Annotated in this window: 14 protein-coding genes; 6 read left to right on the top strand and 8 right to left on the bottom strand. The window is 69.0% G+C overall.

The features are described 5' to 3' along the window. Nucleotides 1-122 precede the first annotated feature (122 nt). The gene (locus tag ACFRAQ_RS15530; RefSeq protein WP_379099651.1) at nucleotides 123-857 is read left to right on the top strand and encodes a glutamine amidotransferase; all 735 of its coding nucleotides are present in this window, start codon (nucleotides 123-125) and stop codon (nucleotides 855-857) included. On the opposite strand, the gene ACFRAQ_RS15535 is transcribed toward ACFRAQ_RS15530, so the two are convergent. Genes ACFRAQ_RS15535 through ACFRAQ_RS15550 form a run of 4 tightly spaced genes read right to left on the bottom strand, consistent with a single transcriptional unit; the run spans nucleotide 845 to nucleotide 6,248 of the window. Then, nucleotides 845-2,140, bottom strand: a complete 1,296-nt coding sequence (locus ACFRAQ_RS15535; RefSeq protein WP_379099654.1) for a glycosyltransferase 87 family protein — start codon at nucleotides 2,138-2,140, stop codon at nucleotides 845-847. The genes ACFRAQ_RS15530 and ACFRAQ_RS15535 overlap by 13 nt on opposite strands. Nucleotides 2,141-2,195: 55 nt before the next feature. Then, nucleotides 2,196-3,677, bottom strand: coding sequence for a hypothetical protein (locus tag ACFRAQ_RS15540; protein ID WP_379099657.1), 1,482 nt, complete (start codon nucleotides 3,675-3,677; stop codon nucleotides 2,196-2,198). Then, nucleotides 3,667-5,313 (bottom strand): sulfatase-like hydrolase/transferase, encoded by a 1,647-nt coding sequence (locus tag ACFRAQ_RS15545; RefSeq protein ID WP_379099660.1) that lies wholly within the window; start codon nucleotides 5,311-5,313, stop codon nucleotides 3,667-3,669. Before ACFRAQ_RS15545 ends, ACFRAQ_RS15540 begins: the two co-directional genes overlap by 11 nt. Further along, nucleotides 5,310-6,248 carry a haloalkane dehalogenase gene (locus tag ACFRAQ_RS15550; RefSeq protein ID WP_379099662.1) on the bottom strand — a complete coding sequence of 313 codons (939 nt, stop codon included), beginning with the start codon at nucleotides 6,246-6,248 and terminating at the stop codon, nucleotides 5,310-5,312. Before ACFRAQ_RS15550 ends, ACFRAQ_RS15545 begins: the two co-directional genes overlap by 4 nt. 68 nt (nucleotides 6,249-6,316) lie before the next feature. Here ACFRAQ_RS15550 and ACFRAQ_RS15555 point away from each other — a divergent pair, with 68 nt between their 5' ends. From ACFRAQ_RS15555 to ACFRAQ_RS15570, 4 genes are read left to right on the top strand one after another with little or no spacing between them, the layout of a single operon-like run. Then, nucleotides 6,317-6,871, top strand: coding sequence for a TetR family transcriptional regulator (locus ACFRAQ_RS15555; protein ID WP_379099665.1), 555 nt, complete (start codon nucleotides 6,317-6,319; stop codon nucleotides 6,869-6,871). Nucleotides 6,872-6,893: 22 nt separating this feature from the next. Next, complete coding sequence (locus tag ACFRAQ_RS15560; RefSeq protein WP_379099668.1) at nucleotides 6,894-7,250, top strand: DUF1330 domain-containing protein; 357 nt, start codon at nucleotides 6,894-6,896, stop codon at nucleotides 7,248-7,250. 32 nt (nucleotides 7,251-7,282) lie between these two features. Beyond that, nucleotides 7,283-10,126 carry a BTAD domain-containing putative transcriptional regulator gene (locus ACFRAQ_RS15565; RefSeq protein ID WP_379099671.1) on the top strand — a complete coding sequence of 948 codons (2,844 nt, stop codon included), beginning with the start codon at nucleotides 7,283-7,285 and terminating at the stop codon, nucleotides 10,124-10,126. Between the two features lie 34 nt (nucleotides 10,127-10,160). After that, nucleotides 10,161-10,607, top strand: a complete 447-nt coding sequence (locus ACFRAQ_RS15570; RefSeq protein ID WP_379099674.1) for an SRPBCC family protein — start codon at nucleotides 10,161-10,163, stop codon at nucleotides 10,605-10,607. Between the two features lie 79 nt (nucleotides 10,608-10,686). Here the strand turns inward: ACFRAQ_RS15570 and ACFRAQ_RS15575 are convergent, their stop codons facing one another. From ACFRAQ_RS15575 to ACFRAQ_RS15590, 4 genes are read right to left on the bottom strand one after another with little or no spacing between them, the layout of a single operon-like run. Continuing rightward, the gene (locus ACFRAQ_RS15575; RefSeq protein WP_379099677.1) at nucleotides 10,687-11,517 is read right to left on the bottom strand and encodes a M12 family metallopeptidase; all 831 of its coding nucleotides are present in this window, start codon (nucleotides 11,515-11,517) and stop codon (nucleotides 10,687-10,689) included. A 5-nt stretch (nucleotides 11,518-11,522) separates the two neighbouring features. Further along, nucleotides 11,523-12,794: a hypothetical protein gene (locus tag ACFRAQ_RS15580; protein WP_379099680.1), complete on the bottom strand. Its 1,272-nt coding sequence runs from the start codon at nucleotides 12,792-12,794 to the stop codon at nucleotides 11,523-11,525. A gap of 7 nt (nucleotides 12,795-12,801) precedes the next feature. Continuing rightward, a complete protein-coding gene (locus ACFRAQ_RS15585; RefSeq protein WP_379099682.1) occupies nucleotides 12,802-14,682 on the bottom strand; it encodes a hypothetical protein in 1,881 nt (626 codons plus the stop codon). After that, entirely contained in the window at nucleotides 14,661-15,710 is a 1,050-nt protein-coding gene (locus ACFRAQ_RS15590; protein WP_379099685.1) for a DUF2235 domain-containing protein, read from the bottom strand. Before ACFRAQ_RS15590 ends, ACFRAQ_RS15585 begins: the two co-directional genes overlap by 22 nt. Before the next feature lie 741 nt (nucleotides 15,711-16,451). Between ACFRAQ_RS15590 and ACFRAQ_RS15595 the strand changes: the two genes are divergently transcribed. Beyond that, nucleotides 16,452-16,697: a hypothetical protein gene (locus ACFRAQ_RS15595; protein ID WP_379099688.1), complete on the top strand. Its 246-nt coding sequence runs from the start codon at nucleotides 16,452-16,454 to the stop codon at nucleotides 16,695-16,697. Nucleotides 16,698-16,723 lie beyond the last annotated feature (26 nt).

The raw sequence follows: 16,723 nt of genomic DNA on the forward strand, positions 1-16,723 counted from the left end.
ACGGCCGTGCGGGCAGGGCCAGAAAAACAAAGTACGTGTAACCGGCGGTTACACGTACTTTGTTTTTTGAGAAATATCTGATGAGGTACGCCGACTGTACCAGAGCCATCGACAATGTGGTGATGGCGAAGCCTTGTCTGCTGTTGCAGCTGCGACCCGAGCAAGCGGCCTCCGACCAGGAGTATGAAGCGATCCTCGACGCGGGCGGTCTCGCACCGGAGGAGGTGACACGGGTCGAGATGAATCGCGGCATGCCCGATCTCGACCTCGACGACTATTGGGCTGTCATCGTCGGCGGCGGGCCCAGCAATATCAGCTACCCCGAAGACCGCAAATACGACTACCAGCGCGCCTTCGAACCCGAACTGAGGAAGCTGCTCATCGAGGTGGTCCGCCGGGACTTCCCCTACCTGGGCGCCTGCTACGGCCTGGGCGTGCTGGCCGAAGCCCTGGGCGGGACCGTGGGTACCGAGCGCTACTCCGAACCGCCGGGAGCGACCACCATCGAACTGACCGGCGACGCCGCCGCCGACCCGCTGCTCCACGGCCTCCCGGACGCCTTCCGCGCCTTCGTCGGCCACAAGGAGTCCTGCCAGGACGTCCCGCCCGGCGCGACGCTGCTGGCCCACTCCTCCGGCTGCCCGGTCCAAGCGGTCCGCGTCGGCGAGCACGTCTACGCCACCCAGTTTCACCCCGAACTCGACGGCCGAGGCCTGGCCCTGCGCATCGAAATCTATCGCCACGACGGCTATTTCGACCCCGCCGAGGCCGACTACCTCACCGAACTCGGCCACCGCGAGCACATCACCGTGCCCCAGGAGATCCTGCGCCGCTTCGTCGCCCGCTACCGGGAGTGAGCATCGATCAGCGCCGAGCTCGTGGCCAGGCGCGGTGATACGCGGCGGCGGGTCGCGATCGCGGCGGCGGCCAGGAGCGTCCAGGTGAGCCAGATGTAGGCGTTGTGGGCGACGATGGCGAACGGGCCCGGATCGGCAAGGCGGAGAACGCTTTCGGAGGGCAGGCCGAGGAAAGGGAAGATGCCGCCCGAGCAGAGGAGGAATACCGCGATCAGGGCCGCGGCCGCCAGAACCGAACGGTGGCGCAGGAGAGTGAGGTCGGCCGCGCAGATCAGTAGCGGTGCGAGCCAGACCCAGTGGTGAATCCAGGTGTAGGGGGAGATGGCGGCGGCCGTCATGCCGCACAGAGTCAGGGCGGCGAGTTCCCGGCCGGTCGCGGAGAGGCGGCGGGCCACGACGAGACAGGCCAGGGCGGTGGCGAGGGCGGCCGCGGGCCAGAGCAATTGGGCGAGGCCGCCGGAGCCGAGGGAGCGGGCGAGCAGGCCGCGCAGGGATTCGTTGTCGGGGTTGCCGGGCACGCCGACACGGGCCGGGTCGGCGAAGGCGCCGCTCCAGAAGGTGAGGGAGTCCTTCGGCATGACGGCCAGACCGATCACCAGGGTGGCAGCGCAGGCGCCCGCCGCGGCGGCGGCCGCGCGGAAGCGACCGGTCACCAGCAGGTAGAGGATGAAGAAGGCGGGCGTCAGTTTGATTCCGGCGGCGACGCCGATCAGCGCGCCTTTCCAGCGGGACGAGTCGGGCATGGTCATATCGGCCAGGACCAGCAGCAGGAGCAGCAGATTGACCTGGCCGAGGCCGATGGTTTGGCGGGTCGGCTCACACCACAGCAGCACCGCGGTGGCGGCGGGGACGACGATCAGCAGCCGCCGGTCGCGCCGGAAACCCAGCAGCGACAAGGCGGCCCACGCCGATCCGGCCAGCAGTGCGATGTTGCCGAGCGCACCGGCCACGGTGAGCGACGCACCGTGCAGCACCACCAGCGGCACGAACAGCAGAGCCGCGAACGGCGTGTAGACGAATTCCCATTCGCCGCGTGTGTGCCCGCGCAAGGGACTGTCGTAGACCGAAACCCCGTGCACCACACGGTCGGCCGCGACCCGGTAGACATCGAGATCGTCCAGCGGGAACATCGCGCGCGGCGGCAGCAGCGCTTGGCGCAGGTACCAGCTGGCGGCCAGGACGCCGAGCGTTCCGATCAGCCACACCATGGGCGCCGGTATCGACCGTCCCGGTGGTGCGGCGGGATTCACGGAGGCCGCGTCGCCCCTGGTCGGAACGGGCATGCGGACTCCCACGGTGGTTCGGGCTGGCGTGTGCCCGAACCACCGTAGTGGCGATTCAGTTGTCGCGCAGGGCGATCAACCCCGGGATGACCCCCAGATAGGCGGTGCCATCAGGGCCGATACTGATTCCGGCGTAGTTGTTGTTGAAGCCGGGACCGGTGCCGGCGAGGTGCTTCCAGACGGTGGCCCCGGTGCGGAAGTCCAGCGCGGTGAGATACCAGGGATCGCTGGGTTCGGAGCCCTTGGTGTAGCTGTAGATCAGGCCGGTCGCCAGCGAGAGCTTGGGGACGACCGTGGGGGCGGCCTCGGTGGTGTTGGCCCAGACCTGGTGGCAGCCCGCGCCGTCGGGGTCGATGTCGATGCGGGCGAAACCCGGGGTGGTGGTCTTTCCGAGCAGGGTGGCCTCGGGACCGGTGTACCCGTAGTTGTTCTCGACGACCAGTGAATTGCCCGCGCTGATCAACGAATTCTCGGTGTCACCGGCCCCCGCGCCGAACACGGGGACGGCGCACACCTGCCGCTGTGCCGCGCCGGGTGCGGTGCGGTAGACGACGACGTTCATCGGATCGGCGTTGTCGGTGATGGCGACGTAGCCGCCCGGCAGGATGGTCGGTGTGGTGCCGGTGCCGTCGTCGACCTGGCCCGGTTTACGCTGTCCGCTATTGGCGTAGGTGGTGCGCCAGGTGATGGCGGGCGCACCGTCGGGTCCCGCGTCGAAGCGGAACAGTTCGCGGTTGGTGGCGATGTAGACGTCGCCGTCGTTGCCCACCGCGAACGAGTTCTCGATCTCACCGTTCGCGCCGTCACCGAGCCGGATGACCTGTGCCGCACCGGTGTTCAGGTCCAGGGTGCCGACCACGCCGTCGGTGCGGGCGACGAGCCACAGCAGCCCATTGCTGTCGGGCAGCGCCGAGTTGAACGTCTCGCCGGGCCGCAGCAGTCCGGTCAGGTCGTGGTCGTGCACGACGGTGAAACCGTCTCCGGCGCTGTTCACCGCGAAGACGCGGATGTGGCCGTCGCGGGAGGCGACCACGGCGCGATCCTGGTCGTCGAGGTAGAAGTACGCGCCGCCGGTGAAGTTGCCGAACGCGCCCGGCCGCAGGAAGGCGCCCGGATCGCCGGGAAGTGCGCTGCGGCCCAGCACGTTCAGGGTGACCGGGTCGAGCAGATACAGCGCGGGCGACGGCCCGATGCAGGTCGTGATGATCCGTCCGGCGTGGTCGAAGGTGAGCGATCCGCACTCGCCGCCGATGACCGCCGACACCACGCGAATATCGTGGCCGAGTGGTCCGGGGCGGGTGGTGGTGTTGCTCATCCAGCCGTCGTCGTGGATGCCGGAGCTGCCGTTGGGCGCGAGGTAGGGGTGCTGCGGAACCGGCGGCAGACCGGTGATCGGTTGCGCGACGGCCGGATTGCCGAGGAATGCCGGTGGTGCGCCGGGCACGGCCGGGATGGGCAGCGCGGCCGCGGTTCCAGCGACCGCGGCGAACACGGTGGCGGCGGCGCCGATGACGCCGCCGCGGGAGCTATTTCGCACCGATGCCGTCCCGGAGGAAGTCGGCGAGCTGCTCCCCGAAGGGTTTCGCGGTCTGGGTGAAGTAATCGTTCCATCCGTCCTGCTGGGCCTGTTGCAGGTAGGAGGGTAGCGGCTGCTGCAGCTCGATCCGCACGGCCTCGTCGTGAAGCCGGCTCATGGTGTCGCGCAAGGCGCCGCCGATGGCCGCGGTGTTGTCGAGTTCGAGCCGGCCGTCGGGGGTGGAGTAGTCGTAGAGCTCGTACTCCTCCTGCTGCGCCGTGTCGATGCGTGACGTGCCCGCGGCCCAGTGCGAGTAGCGGACGAATTTGGCGTCGGCGGTGCGCAGCGCGATCACGTGTCCCGGTGCGTCACCGTTGAATCGGACCGCGGCCTCCTCGATGGAGTGCTCGTCGGTAGTGTGCAGGATCCACGGCCGTCCGGGGGCGCGCGGGTCGCGGGCCACCGCGGCGATGTCGTGCCGCCCGGCCAGGTGCGCGTAGCGGTCGTCGGAGCGCCAGCCGGCGCCGCCGGTGCCGATGGTCAGCAGCAGGGCGGCCAGGTCGACGCTGGAGGTGAGCTGGTCGCGCACGCCGGGGGACGGGGTGAGCAGACCGCGCGGGTCGTGGATGTAGAGCGGTACCCGCAGGGCCTCGTCATACGCGCCGCCGCCCTTGCCGTGCAGGCCGTGGGAGCCCGCGTAGTCGCCGTGGTCGGAGGTGAAGACCACGACCGTGTTCGCGGCGACCTCGGGCCGGGACTCGACCGCGGCGATGACGCGGCCGATCTGGATGTCCACCTGCTGCTGGAACCACAGGTAGAGATTGCGCAGGTCGATCCACTCCTGGTCGGCGCCGGGCGTTCCGTAGGGAGCCAGGCCGAAGGTCGCCGCCGACACCTCGACCAGCGCCATCTGCAGCCGCGGCTTCCGGGAGAGCTGATCGAGGGTCTCGAAATTGCCGGGCAGGTCGTTGATCCAGCGCGGAATGTTGTTGTTGGCCAGGGTGCGTCGCGTCCAGCGCGGCCACCATTGGATGTCGTGCGGGTTGACCAGCGACACCGTCGTGCACCACGGGCCGTGCGCCGCATCGGTGTCGAGCCACTGGACGAATTCGTCGACGATGCGGCCGTCCATCTGCAGGCCCTGTTCGGGCGCGCCGTTGGGGGAGGGGTAGGTGCCGCCGTCGAAGCCGTAGCGTTCCAGGCCGCCCGGGGTGGTGTCGGCGTAGTGGCCCAGATGCCATTTGCCCCACCAGGCGGTGCGGTAGCCCTGTCCGCGCAGCATCGAACCCCAGGTGGGGAAGCCCGCCGCCAGCTCCGACTGGGAGGTCGACAGGCAGCCGGTCTGGTGGGCGTACAGGCCCGTCACCAGGGCGCCGCGCGAGGGGGTGCAGTCGTTGGCGGCGGTGTAATGCTGTTCGAAGGAGACCGACTTGTTCCGCAGCGCGGCGATATTCGGCAGGATCGTGTCGAGGACGGACTGCTCGGGGAACCAGATCGGGGCCCGCATCTCGTCGACGATGACGACCAGGATGTTCGGTTTGCCCGGGTCGTTGTCCCGGCGGTCGGGTTCCGCGGCGGCCGGGCCCGCTGCCGTGACCGCGGCCGCGGTGGCGCCGGCCATCGCGCTGGTGCCGAAAAACCCTCTCCTGCTGATCATTCGATTGCTCCTGTGGTGGTGCCGGTGGCGGCGATGAACGCGCTCACCACGGCGGCGAGTTCGGGACCGCGGTCCTCCTGGAGGAAGTGACCGGCGTCGGTGATGGTGGTGTGGGCCTGACCGGCGGCGCCGGGCACCTTCTCCTGGAAGGGCCGGTGACCGCCCGCGGTGATCGGGTCGCTGTCGGAGAAGGCGGTCAGTACCGGCTTCTCGAACCGCGCCAGCTGTTCCCACGCCGCCCGGTTGGCCGGTGCGGCCGGATCGTCGGGGCGGGTGGGGACCAGGAGCGGGAACGCTCGCGCACCCGCCTTGAAGGTCTCGTCCGGGAAGGGCGCGTCGTAGGCGGCCACCACCTCGGGGGACAGGGTGGTGCGGCAGCCGCCCGCGATGATGCCGCCGACGGGGAAGGTCGGCGTCTCCTGGGAGAACCGCTGCCAGGCGGCGAACGCGTCGGTGAGTTTCGCGTCGCCGGTGGGCAATCCGGTGTTGGCGACCACCACGCGAGCGAACCGGCCGGGGTGTTCGGCGACCAGCCGCAGGCCGATCAGACCGCCCCAGTCCTGACAGACCAGCGTGATGCCGGTCAGGTTCAGCTGGTCGAACAGGGCCTCACGCATCCACTCGACGTGGCGGGCGTAGGTGTAGTCGGCGCGATCGGCGGGTTTGTCGCTGCGGCCGAAGCCGATGAGATCCGGTGCGATGCAGCGCAATCCGGCCTTCACCAGCACGGGGATCATGGTCCGGTACAGGAAGCTCCAGGACGGTTCGCCGTGTAGCAGCAGGACGACGTCCCCGTCGCGGGGGCCCTCGTCGAGGTAGTGCAGTCGCAGCCGGGTCGCGCTCCCGTCTCCGGCGACGACGTCGGTGTAGTGGGGTTCGAAGTCGAAGTCCGGCAGATCGGCGAACCGGTCGTCCGGTGTCCGCAGTGCGTGCATGCTGCCGACCCTAAAACTATTTGCACGTGGAGTGCAACAATCAATTTTCCTCTGTAGGGTTGACCGTGATGGACGGACGTACAGCACGAGCGGCGAAGAACCGCCAGGCGGTCCTGGAGGCCGCCCTGGCGCTCATCGACGAGGGCAACCTGCAACCGACCGCGCAGGCGGTCGCCGAGCGGGCGGGCGTCGCCACGCGGTCGGTGTACCACCACTTCCAGGACCTGGAGACGCTGTATCTCGACGCGGCGCAGACCCAGATCGCCCGGCATTGGATCGCGCTCCTGGAACCGGTGACCGGCGACCTGAACCAACGCATGGACACCCTCGTGGCCCTGCGCTCGGACCTGTTCGAGAACGTCACCAACACCCGCCGAGCCGCGCTGCTGCGCGAACACGAATCCGTGGTCCTCTCGGAATGTTTGAACGAGAGCCGCGCGGCGCTACGCGCCCATCTGCGCACCAATCTGCCCGAACTCGACGCGCTCGAACCGGCCTCCCGCGAGGCCGTCTTCGCCATGTGTTCCTGGGAGACCTGGGACGTCCTGCGCCGCCATCAAGCCCTCCCGGTCGACGCCGCCCGCGCGGCCGTGACCGCGGTCCTGACCCGCATGCTCACCTGAGCCGCCGAATAGGAACATCCCCATGGCCATCGTGCCCGACACCGATCAGTTCACCCGCTTCGCCGAAACCGCCGGCGAGGGGCCGATCGCAATGCTCAACCTCATCAAATTCCGGGATCGCGCCGAATACGCGAGCTACGGGGCGGCCGTGCTGGCCATGGTCGAGAAGCAGCGGGGCCGCCTGCTCTGGCACGGCGAACCCCAGCAGACGCTGATCGGCGACGAGGACTGGGACTACGTCGCCCTCGTCGAATACCCCAGTCGCCAAGCGTTTCTGGACATGGTGACGGCACCCGAATACGAGCAGATCCACCAGCATCGGGAGTCCGGCATCGACTACACGACCTTGATCGCGTGCCGGCCGCTCCCGACCCCGTGACCAGGTCCCCGGGGCGCGACTAAGCTTTCCGGGTGCTGTTCCTCCGGGTGCTCGGCCCGATCGAGGTCGAGGTGGACGGTCGGCTCGTCGACATCGGCGGGCCCGTTCCCCGGCGGTTCCTCGCAGCCCTGTCGACCACGCTCGGCTCCGCGATTTCCGACGAGGCGCTCGGTGAGCTGATCTGGGGCGCCGATCGGCCGCAGCAGGTGGGCGGCACGCTGCGAGTGGTGGCTTCGCGGCTACGGTCGGCGTTCGGCCCGACCGACCGGGATCTCTTGCAGCGCAGCATATCCGGGTATCGGCTGGAGATTCCGCCGGAGTGGTCCGACAGTGGGCGCTTCGCGGCATCGGTCACCGCGGGAGTACGGGCGCTGGCGGCCGGTGAGGCGGCGAGCGCGGAGCGGCTCCTGGCGGATGGGCTGGCGCTGTGGCGCGGGGAACCGTGGCCGGAGCTGGATCACACGCCCGCGTTGCCCGCCGAACGGACCCGGCTGGCCGAACTGCGCGATGTCGCGGTCGAAGAGTTGCAGGCGGCGCGACTGGCCTGCGGGCAAACCGCGGCGGCGGTCGCGGCATTGAGCGAGGCGGTGGCACAGGCCCCGTTCCGGGAGCGGCGCTGGGAGCTGCTGGCACTGGGGCTGTATCGCGGCGGGCGGCAGACACAGGCGCTGGCCGAGCTGCGGCGGGTGCGGGAACTGCTGGTCGAGGAGCTCGGCGTCGAGCCCGGACCCGCGCTGCGCCTGCTCGAACAGCGCCTGCTCGAGCACGATCCCGGACTGCTGGCCACGGCCCGTCCTCGACCACCGGCCGACGGCGCGGTTCGCGCTGTGCCACAGCCTGTTTCGCGGCTGCTCACCTCGTTTGTCGGTCGTGACCGGGAACTACGGCTGCTGACCGAGCTGATGGCGGAGCAGCGGATGGTCAGCCTCGTAGGGCCCGCCGGGGTCGGCAAGACCAGGCTGGCGGTCGAATACTGTGCGGCGCGGGAGGATACGGTCGACCGCTGGATTGTGCGGCTGGGGGATGTCCGCCGCGGCGATGCGGTCGCCCTGGCGGTCGCGTCCACCCTCGGGCTCATCCACCACAGCGGTGACCCCGCCGCTCTGGTGCGGCGCGCGCTCGCGGTACGGCCGGGGCTGCTGGTGCTCGACAACTGCGAGCATCTGATCGAGCCCGTCGCCGAGCTGAGCGTGCCGCTGCTCGCCGGCTGTCCTGGATTGCGGATTCTCGCGACCAGCCGCCAGCCCTTGGGTATCGACGGCGAGCATGTGCTCACGGTCGAGCCCCTGCCCGTGACCGGCCCGGACGGCACCGATGGCAGCGCGGTACGGCTGCTGATCGATCGGGTGCGGGCCGGCCGGCCGAATTGGCAACCGGCCGAGGACGATCGGGTGTTCGCGCGAGATATCTGCGCGGCCCTCGACGGGCTGCCGTTGGCGATCGAATTGGCGGCGGCGCGGGAGCGTGCGTTCGGGCTGCGCGACATCGCCTCCCACATTCGCGATCGGCTCGACGTGCTCGGACCGACGCCACGGGGGTCGCTGTCACCGCACGCGGGACTCGAGGCCGCCATCGGATGGAGCGTCGAGCATCTGACGGACGCGGATCGCGCGATGTTGTTGCGGTTGTGGCCGTTCGAGGGCGGATTCACGTGGCAGGCCGCCGAGGCGGTCCGGCCCGTGGCGGCCGGAACCGCGGTGCTCGCCACCTTGGCGTCGCTGCTGGATCGGTCGGTCATCAGCGCGGACACCACCACCGGTCCGACCCGCTATCGGATGCTCGAGACCATTCGCCGCCACTGCCGCGGCATCGATCCCGATCCGCAGGCCAGTCGCGCCGCACACGCCGCGTGGGTGCACGATTTCGTGACAGCGCGGACCGCTCTGCTGACCGGGCATGGGGCCGGGCCCGCCTACCGCGCCTTGGCGGGGGAGCTGCCCAACATTCGCACCGGCATCGACCACGACCTCGATCACGATCCCGTGCGCGCGCTGAGGACGGCGGCCGCTCTGCAATTCGCGTGGACGACCCTCGGGGTGCTGGCGGACGGTCGCCGTCTGCTGCGGACCGCACTGGACCGTGCCGTACCGGCGGACAGCACGGATCGGGCGCGCGGGCTGGCGGCACTGTCCATCGTCTCCTTCCACGCCGGGGATCCCGCCGAAGCACTCGCGCACGCGGACACCGCCCTGGATCTCCTGACCGTCCCGGAGTCCGAGCGCGATCTGGTGTTGCACGCGTTGATGTTTCGCGCGTTGGCGCTGACCGCGCTCGGTGACGCGAAATCCACCCGGGAGGCCGTCGACCGCCTGATCGCGGAGGTCGACCGCCTGCCCACCCCCGATTGGATCCGCGGGTGCGCGCAGTTCGGCCACGGCATCACCCTGCTGCTGGAGGGCGACGGAACCGAGGCCCTCCGATGGCTGCGCAATGCGAGGGAGCTCAGCGCCGACTGCGGTCACCTCTGGTGCCAGGGCATGGCCGATGTGGTGGTCGCCTGGTCGGTGCTCTCCCCGGGTGACGACAGGGACGCCGCCGTGGAGGCACTGACCGCGCTCGACCGGGCCTTGGGCGTGTTCGCCGAACAGTCGAACATCTCCGACGCCCTCGGCGCGATCTACGCGGCGGCGCACGCGCTCATGCTGACCTCCGAACCCCGAGCGGCACTTCAGCTGCGGGCGGCCGCGCTGCACCACTCCGAGCGTGTCGGAGCCGACCCGCGCCGCTACGCGCAGTTCGCCCATCCGGCCTTGATCGAGCGGATGAATCGGCTGCTGCCCGATGCGGACGCGGCTGCCGCCGAACAGGCCGGGAAGCGGATGAGCTGGACGGACATGGTCGATCTCGTCCACGACGCCGCCGGCCAGCCGTTGTAGCGGATTTGAAACACCCTTCGGCGACGGTGAACCGGTGACCACCTTCGACTTGTCCACCGAGACCACCGTCGATTGCCCGGCCTCGAAAGTCTGGGCGATCCTGGCCGACTACGCCAACGACACCGCCTGGCGCACCGGCGTCGTCGCCATGGCCGCGAACCCGCCCGGCCTCGCCTCACCCGGCACCCGCACCACCGAGGAACTCCGATTCGCCGGACGCACCTGGCGCAATGGCGGCGAAGTCCTCACGGTCGACCCCGGCACCCGTATGACCTGGCGCACCACCTCGGGCGCCGATGCCGAGGGCACGCGCGCCGTGACCCCGATCGGCACCGACCGATCCCGGATTCGCTTGGAACTGCGGGTCACTCCGCACGGCATGCAGCGACCGTTCGGCGCGCTACTGGCCCGCATGCTGCGACGCAATCTCGATCGCGATATCGCCGCACTGCGGACGCTGATCGAGCGCACGGGTGCGTGACGCGCCGTTAGTCACCGACTTCGATCGGCCGAAGCCGTTGCGATGCAACGGCTTCGGCCGTCCCCTCGTATCGAAGCGGTCACCGGGCGTGCGCGGTGGCCTTCGCGGCCGGGTGGGGTGTGCCCACCAGGGTCGCCGGGTAGAGCGTCTGAGCGAACTTGCGGTCCTGGGCGTCGATGTCCAGCCCGCCGGGGACGGGCTTGCCGTCGCGCATGATCGAGCCCGGCAGCTGGTAGCACATGATCGACACGGTGTCGGTCGGCGTGGCGATGAGGCTGACGTCCTCGAGCGGCGTCAGCACCTGGGCGCGGGTGGTGTCCGGGCTCCAGCCGTCGGTCTCCTGGAAGTACCGGATCGCCTTCTTGGGGTCGATGTTCTCGACGACCTCGCGGCGCATGTGCTCGTGCGGGAAGCCCAGGGTGTGGCCGGTCTCATGGCGCACGACCCGCTTGTACTCGCTCTCGGGAGTGTCCATCGAGAAGGAGTCCAGGTTCATGGTCGGCTGGTCGGCGGCGATGTGCAGGATATCGGTGCCCAGATACGACCAGTAGCCGTCGCCGGGGGTGCGCGCGATCCGCACTTCCGCGTCCTTGCTGCGGCTTTCGGAGAACTTGATGTTCGCGCCCGGCGACCACGCGTTCATGTGACTGACGATGCGCTTCTTGAGGTCGGCGTCGTTGGTGTCGAGGAACCGGACGGCGAGGTGGACGCCGCCGCTGCGCCAGTACTTGGTGGTCAGGGCGGAGATGAACGCCTTGTTCACCGTGCCCGGGGCGACCAATCCGGTGACCGGACGCAGGTACGGGCGGTTCGCGGGATTGATCTCCACGGCCGTCTTGGCGGCCGCGAACAGGGTGTCGCCGGGCAGGCTGCGCGGCGTGCACACGATGATGGCGTCTCCGGTGGACATGTCTTTCACTCCTGATGGTGATTCGTTGCGGTGAGGGTGACCTCGGTCCAGAGGTCGCCGTGCACGGCCAGGTGACCGGGTACGGCCTCGGGCGGCTGGTCCGCGCGGACCACCGTGTGATGGTGCTGTTCGAGCGACTCGACCAGCGACTTCTTGGGTATGGTCTTCACCCATCGCCGCACCGGCCCGAACGGGACCATCGCGTATCCCGATGTCTGCCAGTCCTTTTCGACGAATCGGCGAGGAGTGGCATTGTGCGATCCGTGATGGCCGACCTTGTACAGCGCCAGGTCGGTCAGCAGGTCGACATTGCGGGCGTCGGAGAACACGTACTCCCACGCGCCCTGCTGCGCGTCCCCGGGGAACAGCAGCCGCGTTCCGGACACATCGAGGACGAAGAAGACACTGGTGTTGTTCACGGCGTTCTCCAGAATCGCCGCGGCGCGCAGCAATCGGTCGTCATCGTGCACCAGATTCTCCAGCGCCAGATCCGTTTTCGCCTCCGGAAGCCGGCCCGGCAGCTGACCGGAGGTGATGTACCGCGCGTGGAACAGCGGCGTGAGCCGCCCGGCGGAGTCGGCGCCCGCGCCCGCGCGGACCAGCGGCCACGACTGCTGGGCGGGCGGATCCATGCGCTTGAGGAATTTGATGTCGCGGGACGGCCCGAGAATGTGGGCGACCACGCCGACACGGTCCACCGCGATCCGGTTCTCGGCCTCGGCCCGGCTGGGCAGGAACCGAACCCGGTGCGGGGCGGCGAACCCGCGCTGATTGCGACCCAGCAGACGATCGGTCGCGGCGGCATTGCCCTGCGCGTTGAGCGCGAACATCCGGGCCTGTTCGACACCGGCGGGCAGGCGGCCGTCGAGTTCGGCGACGCGCCGCTCGCTCAGCGCCAGCAGGCCGTTGGCGGCCTCGGCCTGACCGCCACGAATGCGGCGCGCGTCCGCGTCGTCGGGGTCCTCGACGAACGGCACCCACACCTCGTCCACCAGCACCTGTTCCCATTCCTCGCAGGCGAATCCGGCGATGTGGTCGGCGTGGTGGTGGGTGGCGACCACGACATCGAGGTGCGGCCGGTGATCGGGCGCGGCCTCGGTGAGATCGGCGATGATGGCGCGCACCGACTCGCGGATCGGGCGGGCCCGGCCCTGACTGTGGACGCCGCAGTCGACCAGCATCCGCCAGGTCTCGTCGCCGCGGCGGACGGTCACCGTGAACGCGTCGCCGAAGCCGACGTTGTACATGCGGACCGAAATCATTGTCCGGGTGGCCATCTCGCACCTACTCCCCGGTATCGGAATGGATCGTGGCGAAGCCGAGACGGTGGATCGCGTGCTCGGCCGTGAACGCGCTCAACGGGTCCGCGGCCTCCAGGGACTCGAACCATTGGGTCATTTCGGCGAGCCGTTGCTTCCCGGCTTCATGGAACTCTCTGGCGTTGTCATCGGTGGCCACGGTCGGATCGCTGAGTGGTAGTGGCTTCGCGATGATGTATTCGACGCTGCCGTCCGCCCGGACGACCAGGGCGGTGCCCGCGCGGATCGCCGGCGGCTTGTACTGTTTCGGGTCCTCGAGGTCGGTGCGGCGTTGCAGCAGCTGGATGGCCAGTTCGGGGCGTGGCAGCCGGTCGCCCGCCTGCCGGTAGGACACGTGGATGCCGTCGCAGCCGATCGGCAGCTTCGGATCGAGCCCCAGTTGCAGGGCGTTCACGCGGGCCCAGGCGGTGATGCCGATGGCGACCTCACGGAAGACCGAACTCGTCGTCGGGAGCTCCAGGACGCGGGGACTGCCATTGCCGTCGGGGGCCGGAGGCGTGCGCAATTCGCCCGCGGCGCCGCCCGGGTCGAGGTCACGGGAGGCCGACAGGATGACCTTGGACAGGTCCACCGCGTGCTTGCCGCGGCTGAGGTTCAGGCCGGTGTCGGGCTGATGCCAGACCAGCGCCTCATCGGTCAGCGAGGCGACGCTGGTCGGCCAGATGCCCCGCCGGCGCAGCGCCTCGACCAGGGTGGCGCGCAGATGCCGGCGGTCCTCGGGGTAGAGGCCGCGGTCGGCGGTGACGATCGCGCGCACCACATCACCGAAGCGGACATCCACCACCGGCAGATAGTCGAAGGCGCGCACCACCATTCCGAGCAAGCGGTCCGCGGTCTTGACCGCCTCGTCGGCGATGCGGGACACCAGATCCGGGTGCAGGTGGCCGGGCGGCAGCACGCCGGTCCCGCCGGTCGCGATACGCAGCAGGTCCGCGATGGCGCTCTGATAGGAGTCGAGGTAGGCGTCGAAGACCGCGGCCACGAAGCACGCGCCCAGTTCGTGCGGCTCTTGCGCGGCCAGAAACTGATTGGGGGTGCGGTCCGGGCTGCGGATCGCCGAGCGCAGGGCCGCGCCACGGCCGGTGGATTCGCCGAATTCGCGTGCCAGATCCAGGAGTCCGCCGCTCTTGCCGAGCTCGCCCGAGGTCTTCGTGATGGCGTCGACCACGACGTCGCGGTGGGTGAAATGCTGGAACAACGCCATCAGATCGGCGACGGCCTCGTGCCAGGCGAAGACGTCCCGGTGCGTGGATTCGCTGTAGAGGCGGCGGATTCGGTGCACGATCGCATGGGTCACCTCGTGGGCGACGATATCGCTCGACAGGCAGGTGAAGATGATCTGGCTGGGCAGATTCGCGCCCGGGTTCTCGGCGTCGGCCCGGTAGTAGCCGAACAGGACCGCGCGGCGCTTCGGATCGAAGTAGGCGTTCTGGCCCTCGAAGGCGTGCGGAACCAGGCGCAGGACCTGCTCACGATGCCAGCGGAAACGGCGGCCCATGAAACGCTCGAAGCGTTCCAGGACGCTCATCGCGACGGCGTAGACGACCTGCTGATGGGCGCGGGGATCGCTCTCGGTCGGGCGAATTCCGTCCTGCGCCAGCAGATACGGGTCGTCGAGGTCGATCGGGGCGTACCACTTCTCGCGGCTGGCGTCGTAGTCGACGACCTGCACGAGTCCGCCGTCCGGGCCGGGGCCCTTGAACTTCTCGAACGGGATGTCCAGGGTGAGGAAGCGTCCGGTCAGGCGCGTCGACATGGGGTCGAAGGCGAACGTCCGCAGTCGGCGGCGGGCGGGCGGGCAGATGCCGCCCATGCTGTAGGCGACTACAGGTGTGGTTTCGTCCATTGCTCGTCCTCCCACCGGACCGCTCGCGGGATTCGCTTGCCGTAGTTCGTATCCGTCTCGCACCGGGTCCGCACGCTCGCGTGCAGCAGGGCATCCGCGGGGATGCGGCGGTGCCGGTAGGTGAGCAGTGCCCAGATCCAGCCCATGCGGTGCACCCGGCCGCTCGCGTGGTTCTCGGTCAGGGCGCAGACGTCGCGGTAGGCCTTGGGCTTCACGTTCAGGCCCGCCTCGATCGCGCCGTCGGCTATCCACTTCAGCGCGACTTCGGCCAGGCGCGGATCGTCCTCGAAGGTGCCGCCGACATCGGAATGGACACCGGCGAACCACGCCTCCGTGAGGACGGGCCGCGCGCCCTTCGGGACGACCAGGTATTGCTCGTACGGGCGGCGCTTCTCGTCGATGGAAACGGCGTGCCGGACGCGTTCGACATTCGGTATCTGACGGGTGAACGGCCATTTCAGATCCCAGCGGAACAACCCGGCCGCCTTCACCGTGTCCCACACCCCCAGATACTCGATGGGAATCGAGAATTCGCCCTCCGGGGTCTTCGAACAGAACGCGCGGGCATAGCGGCGCAGTTCCGGCCAATCCGTCGTCTTGCGGGTGTACGCGCTCACGACATATTGGACGAGATTCTCGCTGCCCGGCCGCAGCAGCCCGGGCTCGTGCAGCAGCCCCGCCAGGGCCCGCGCGGTGTAGGCGCCGCGGCTGAAACCGAAGACGAACACCCGGTCGCCCGGCCGCCAGTGTTCGATCAGATAGGTATAGGCCTCTGCGAGATTCGAGCGCAGACCGCTGCCCACGGCCAGCCCCAGCACGCGCGACACCCAGCGCGCCGGCGGCGACCACGCGCCGCGGGCGCTGAAGGTGCCGACGCCCGGATCGTAGAACGCGATCTGTTCGGTGGAATCGCTCAGATCGAGCATCTCGAAAAGGCGGACGACATTGGTGCTGCCGGTGGCCCGCAGTTGATTGCCCGTCCCGTCGAGACAGATGACGATGTTCTTCGCCGCTGATCCTGTAAACACCCATCGAGTGTCGCGCCGGACAATCGCCAAGTATCGAGTAGTGCTGTACTCGAATTTCGGTAAACGGAGACGTCAACTACCGAATTCTGGTACCCCAGGTCAGCGATTTCTTACCGGCTGGACAAATCCTGCGCCGACGTCGGCTTCGACCGTACGCTTGCCTAATTTCCCGGCGTCCGCGATCAGGCGCCCGGAAGCGACGAGACCGCCCCGTTCTCGATCGCGAGTTCCGTGGCAAGCCAACCAATTTCACGGGTTGGCGTGTGCGATTCGGGACCAAAGACCCTTTCCACCGTGGGACCGGATGCCGTCCACTGCTGAGGAGTCCGTCATGCCGTTGCATCTGCCCGAGCCGCCCGCCGACGTCCCCTCTGGCTCCACTCACCGACCGACGACCTCCTCGTCCCCCTCGACCCCTCACCCATCGGCAAGGAAGGCAAACCGGTCCCCACCGAGGACTTCCTCGCCGAACTCTCCGACCTCGCCCGCAACACCACCACCCCACCCGCCTGACCGCCGCCCCGACCGAGAAAGCCGCTGCGCCGCAGCGGCTTTCCGCGCGGCCGCGACGTCGGCATCACTCGTGGAGAAGCGGTGAGCGCGAGGTTTCGGGCCACTGCCGCCGGTGGCTTCTCGACGCTGGACTACCTCGACTTTGTCCCCGCAGGGTGTTAGCTGAGGATGAGAATGGCGCAATTTGTCATAGGCAAACTGGGCCTATCGGTTTGCTGACTGATTACCATGCCGCTTGTCGGTTCAGATTGCCAGGATGCGCAGGTCGGCGCGAACTGGCACTGGTGGGAAGTGAGCCCGGTGATGGACGTGACCATGAACCTGCTGAGCGAGATCCGGTGCCGGTATGGCAGTTTGGACGAATTTCTCGCGCGACTGCATCGCGCGCTCGACGAACACACGATCGAGTTGCCCGTCATGCGCGACACCGGGGCCGCGACCGGAGGGCGGCACCGCATGCGCGCTCGGGTATGAGGCGTCAACCGACTGCCTTGTCCGAC

Source organism: Nocardia sp. NPDC056611, from assembly GCF_042792755.1.
GTDB lineage: Bacteria > Actinomycetota > Actinomycetes > Mycobacteriales > Mycobacteriaceae > Nocardia.

Excerpts from the sequence above, each read along its gene's own strand:
- ACFRAQ_RS15585 (WP_379099682.1), bottom strand. The coding sequence starts at position 14,682 with ATGGACGAAACCACACCTGTAGTCGCCTACAGCATGGGCGGCATCTGC.
- ACFRAQ_RS15530 (WP_379099651.1), top strand. The coding sequence starts at position 123 with ATGGCGAAGCCTTGTCTGCTGTTGCAGCTGCGACCCGAGCAAGCGGCC.
- ACFRAQ_RS15595 (WP_379099688.1), top strand. The coding sequence starts at position 16,452 with ATGCCGCTTGTCGGTTCAGATTGCCAGGATGCGCAGGTCGGCGCGAAC.
- ACFRAQ_RS15545 (WP_379099660.1), bottom strand. The coding sequence starts at position 5,313 with ATGATCAGCAGGAGAGGGTTTTTCGGCACCAGCGCGATGGCCGGCGCC.
- ACFRAQ_RS15560 (WP_379099668.1), top strand. The coding sequence starts at position 6,894 with ATGGCCATCGTGCCCGACACCGATCAGTTCACCCGCTTCGCCGAAACC.
- ACFRAQ_RS15555 (WP_379099665.1), top strand. The coding sequence starts at position 6,317 with ATGGACGGACGTACAGCACGAGCGGCGAAGAACCGCCAGGCGGTCCTG.
- ACFRAQ_RS15575 (WP_379099677.1), bottom strand. The coding sequence starts at position 11,517 with ATGTCCACCGGAGACGCCATCATCGTGTGCACGCCGCGCAGCCTGCCC.
- ACFRAQ_RS15550 (WP_379099662.1), bottom strand. The coding sequence starts at position 6,248 with ATGCACGCACTGCGGACACCGGACGACCGGTTCGCCGATCTGCCGGAC.
- ACFRAQ_RS15580 (WP_379099680.1), bottom strand. The coding sequence starts at position 12,794 with ATGGCCACCCGGACAATGATTTCGGTCCGCATGTACAACGTCGGCTTC.
- ACFRAQ_RS15535 (WP_379099654.1), bottom strand. The coding sequence starts at position 2,140 with ATGCCCGTTCCGACCAGGGGCGACGCGGCCTCCGTGAATCCCGCCGCA.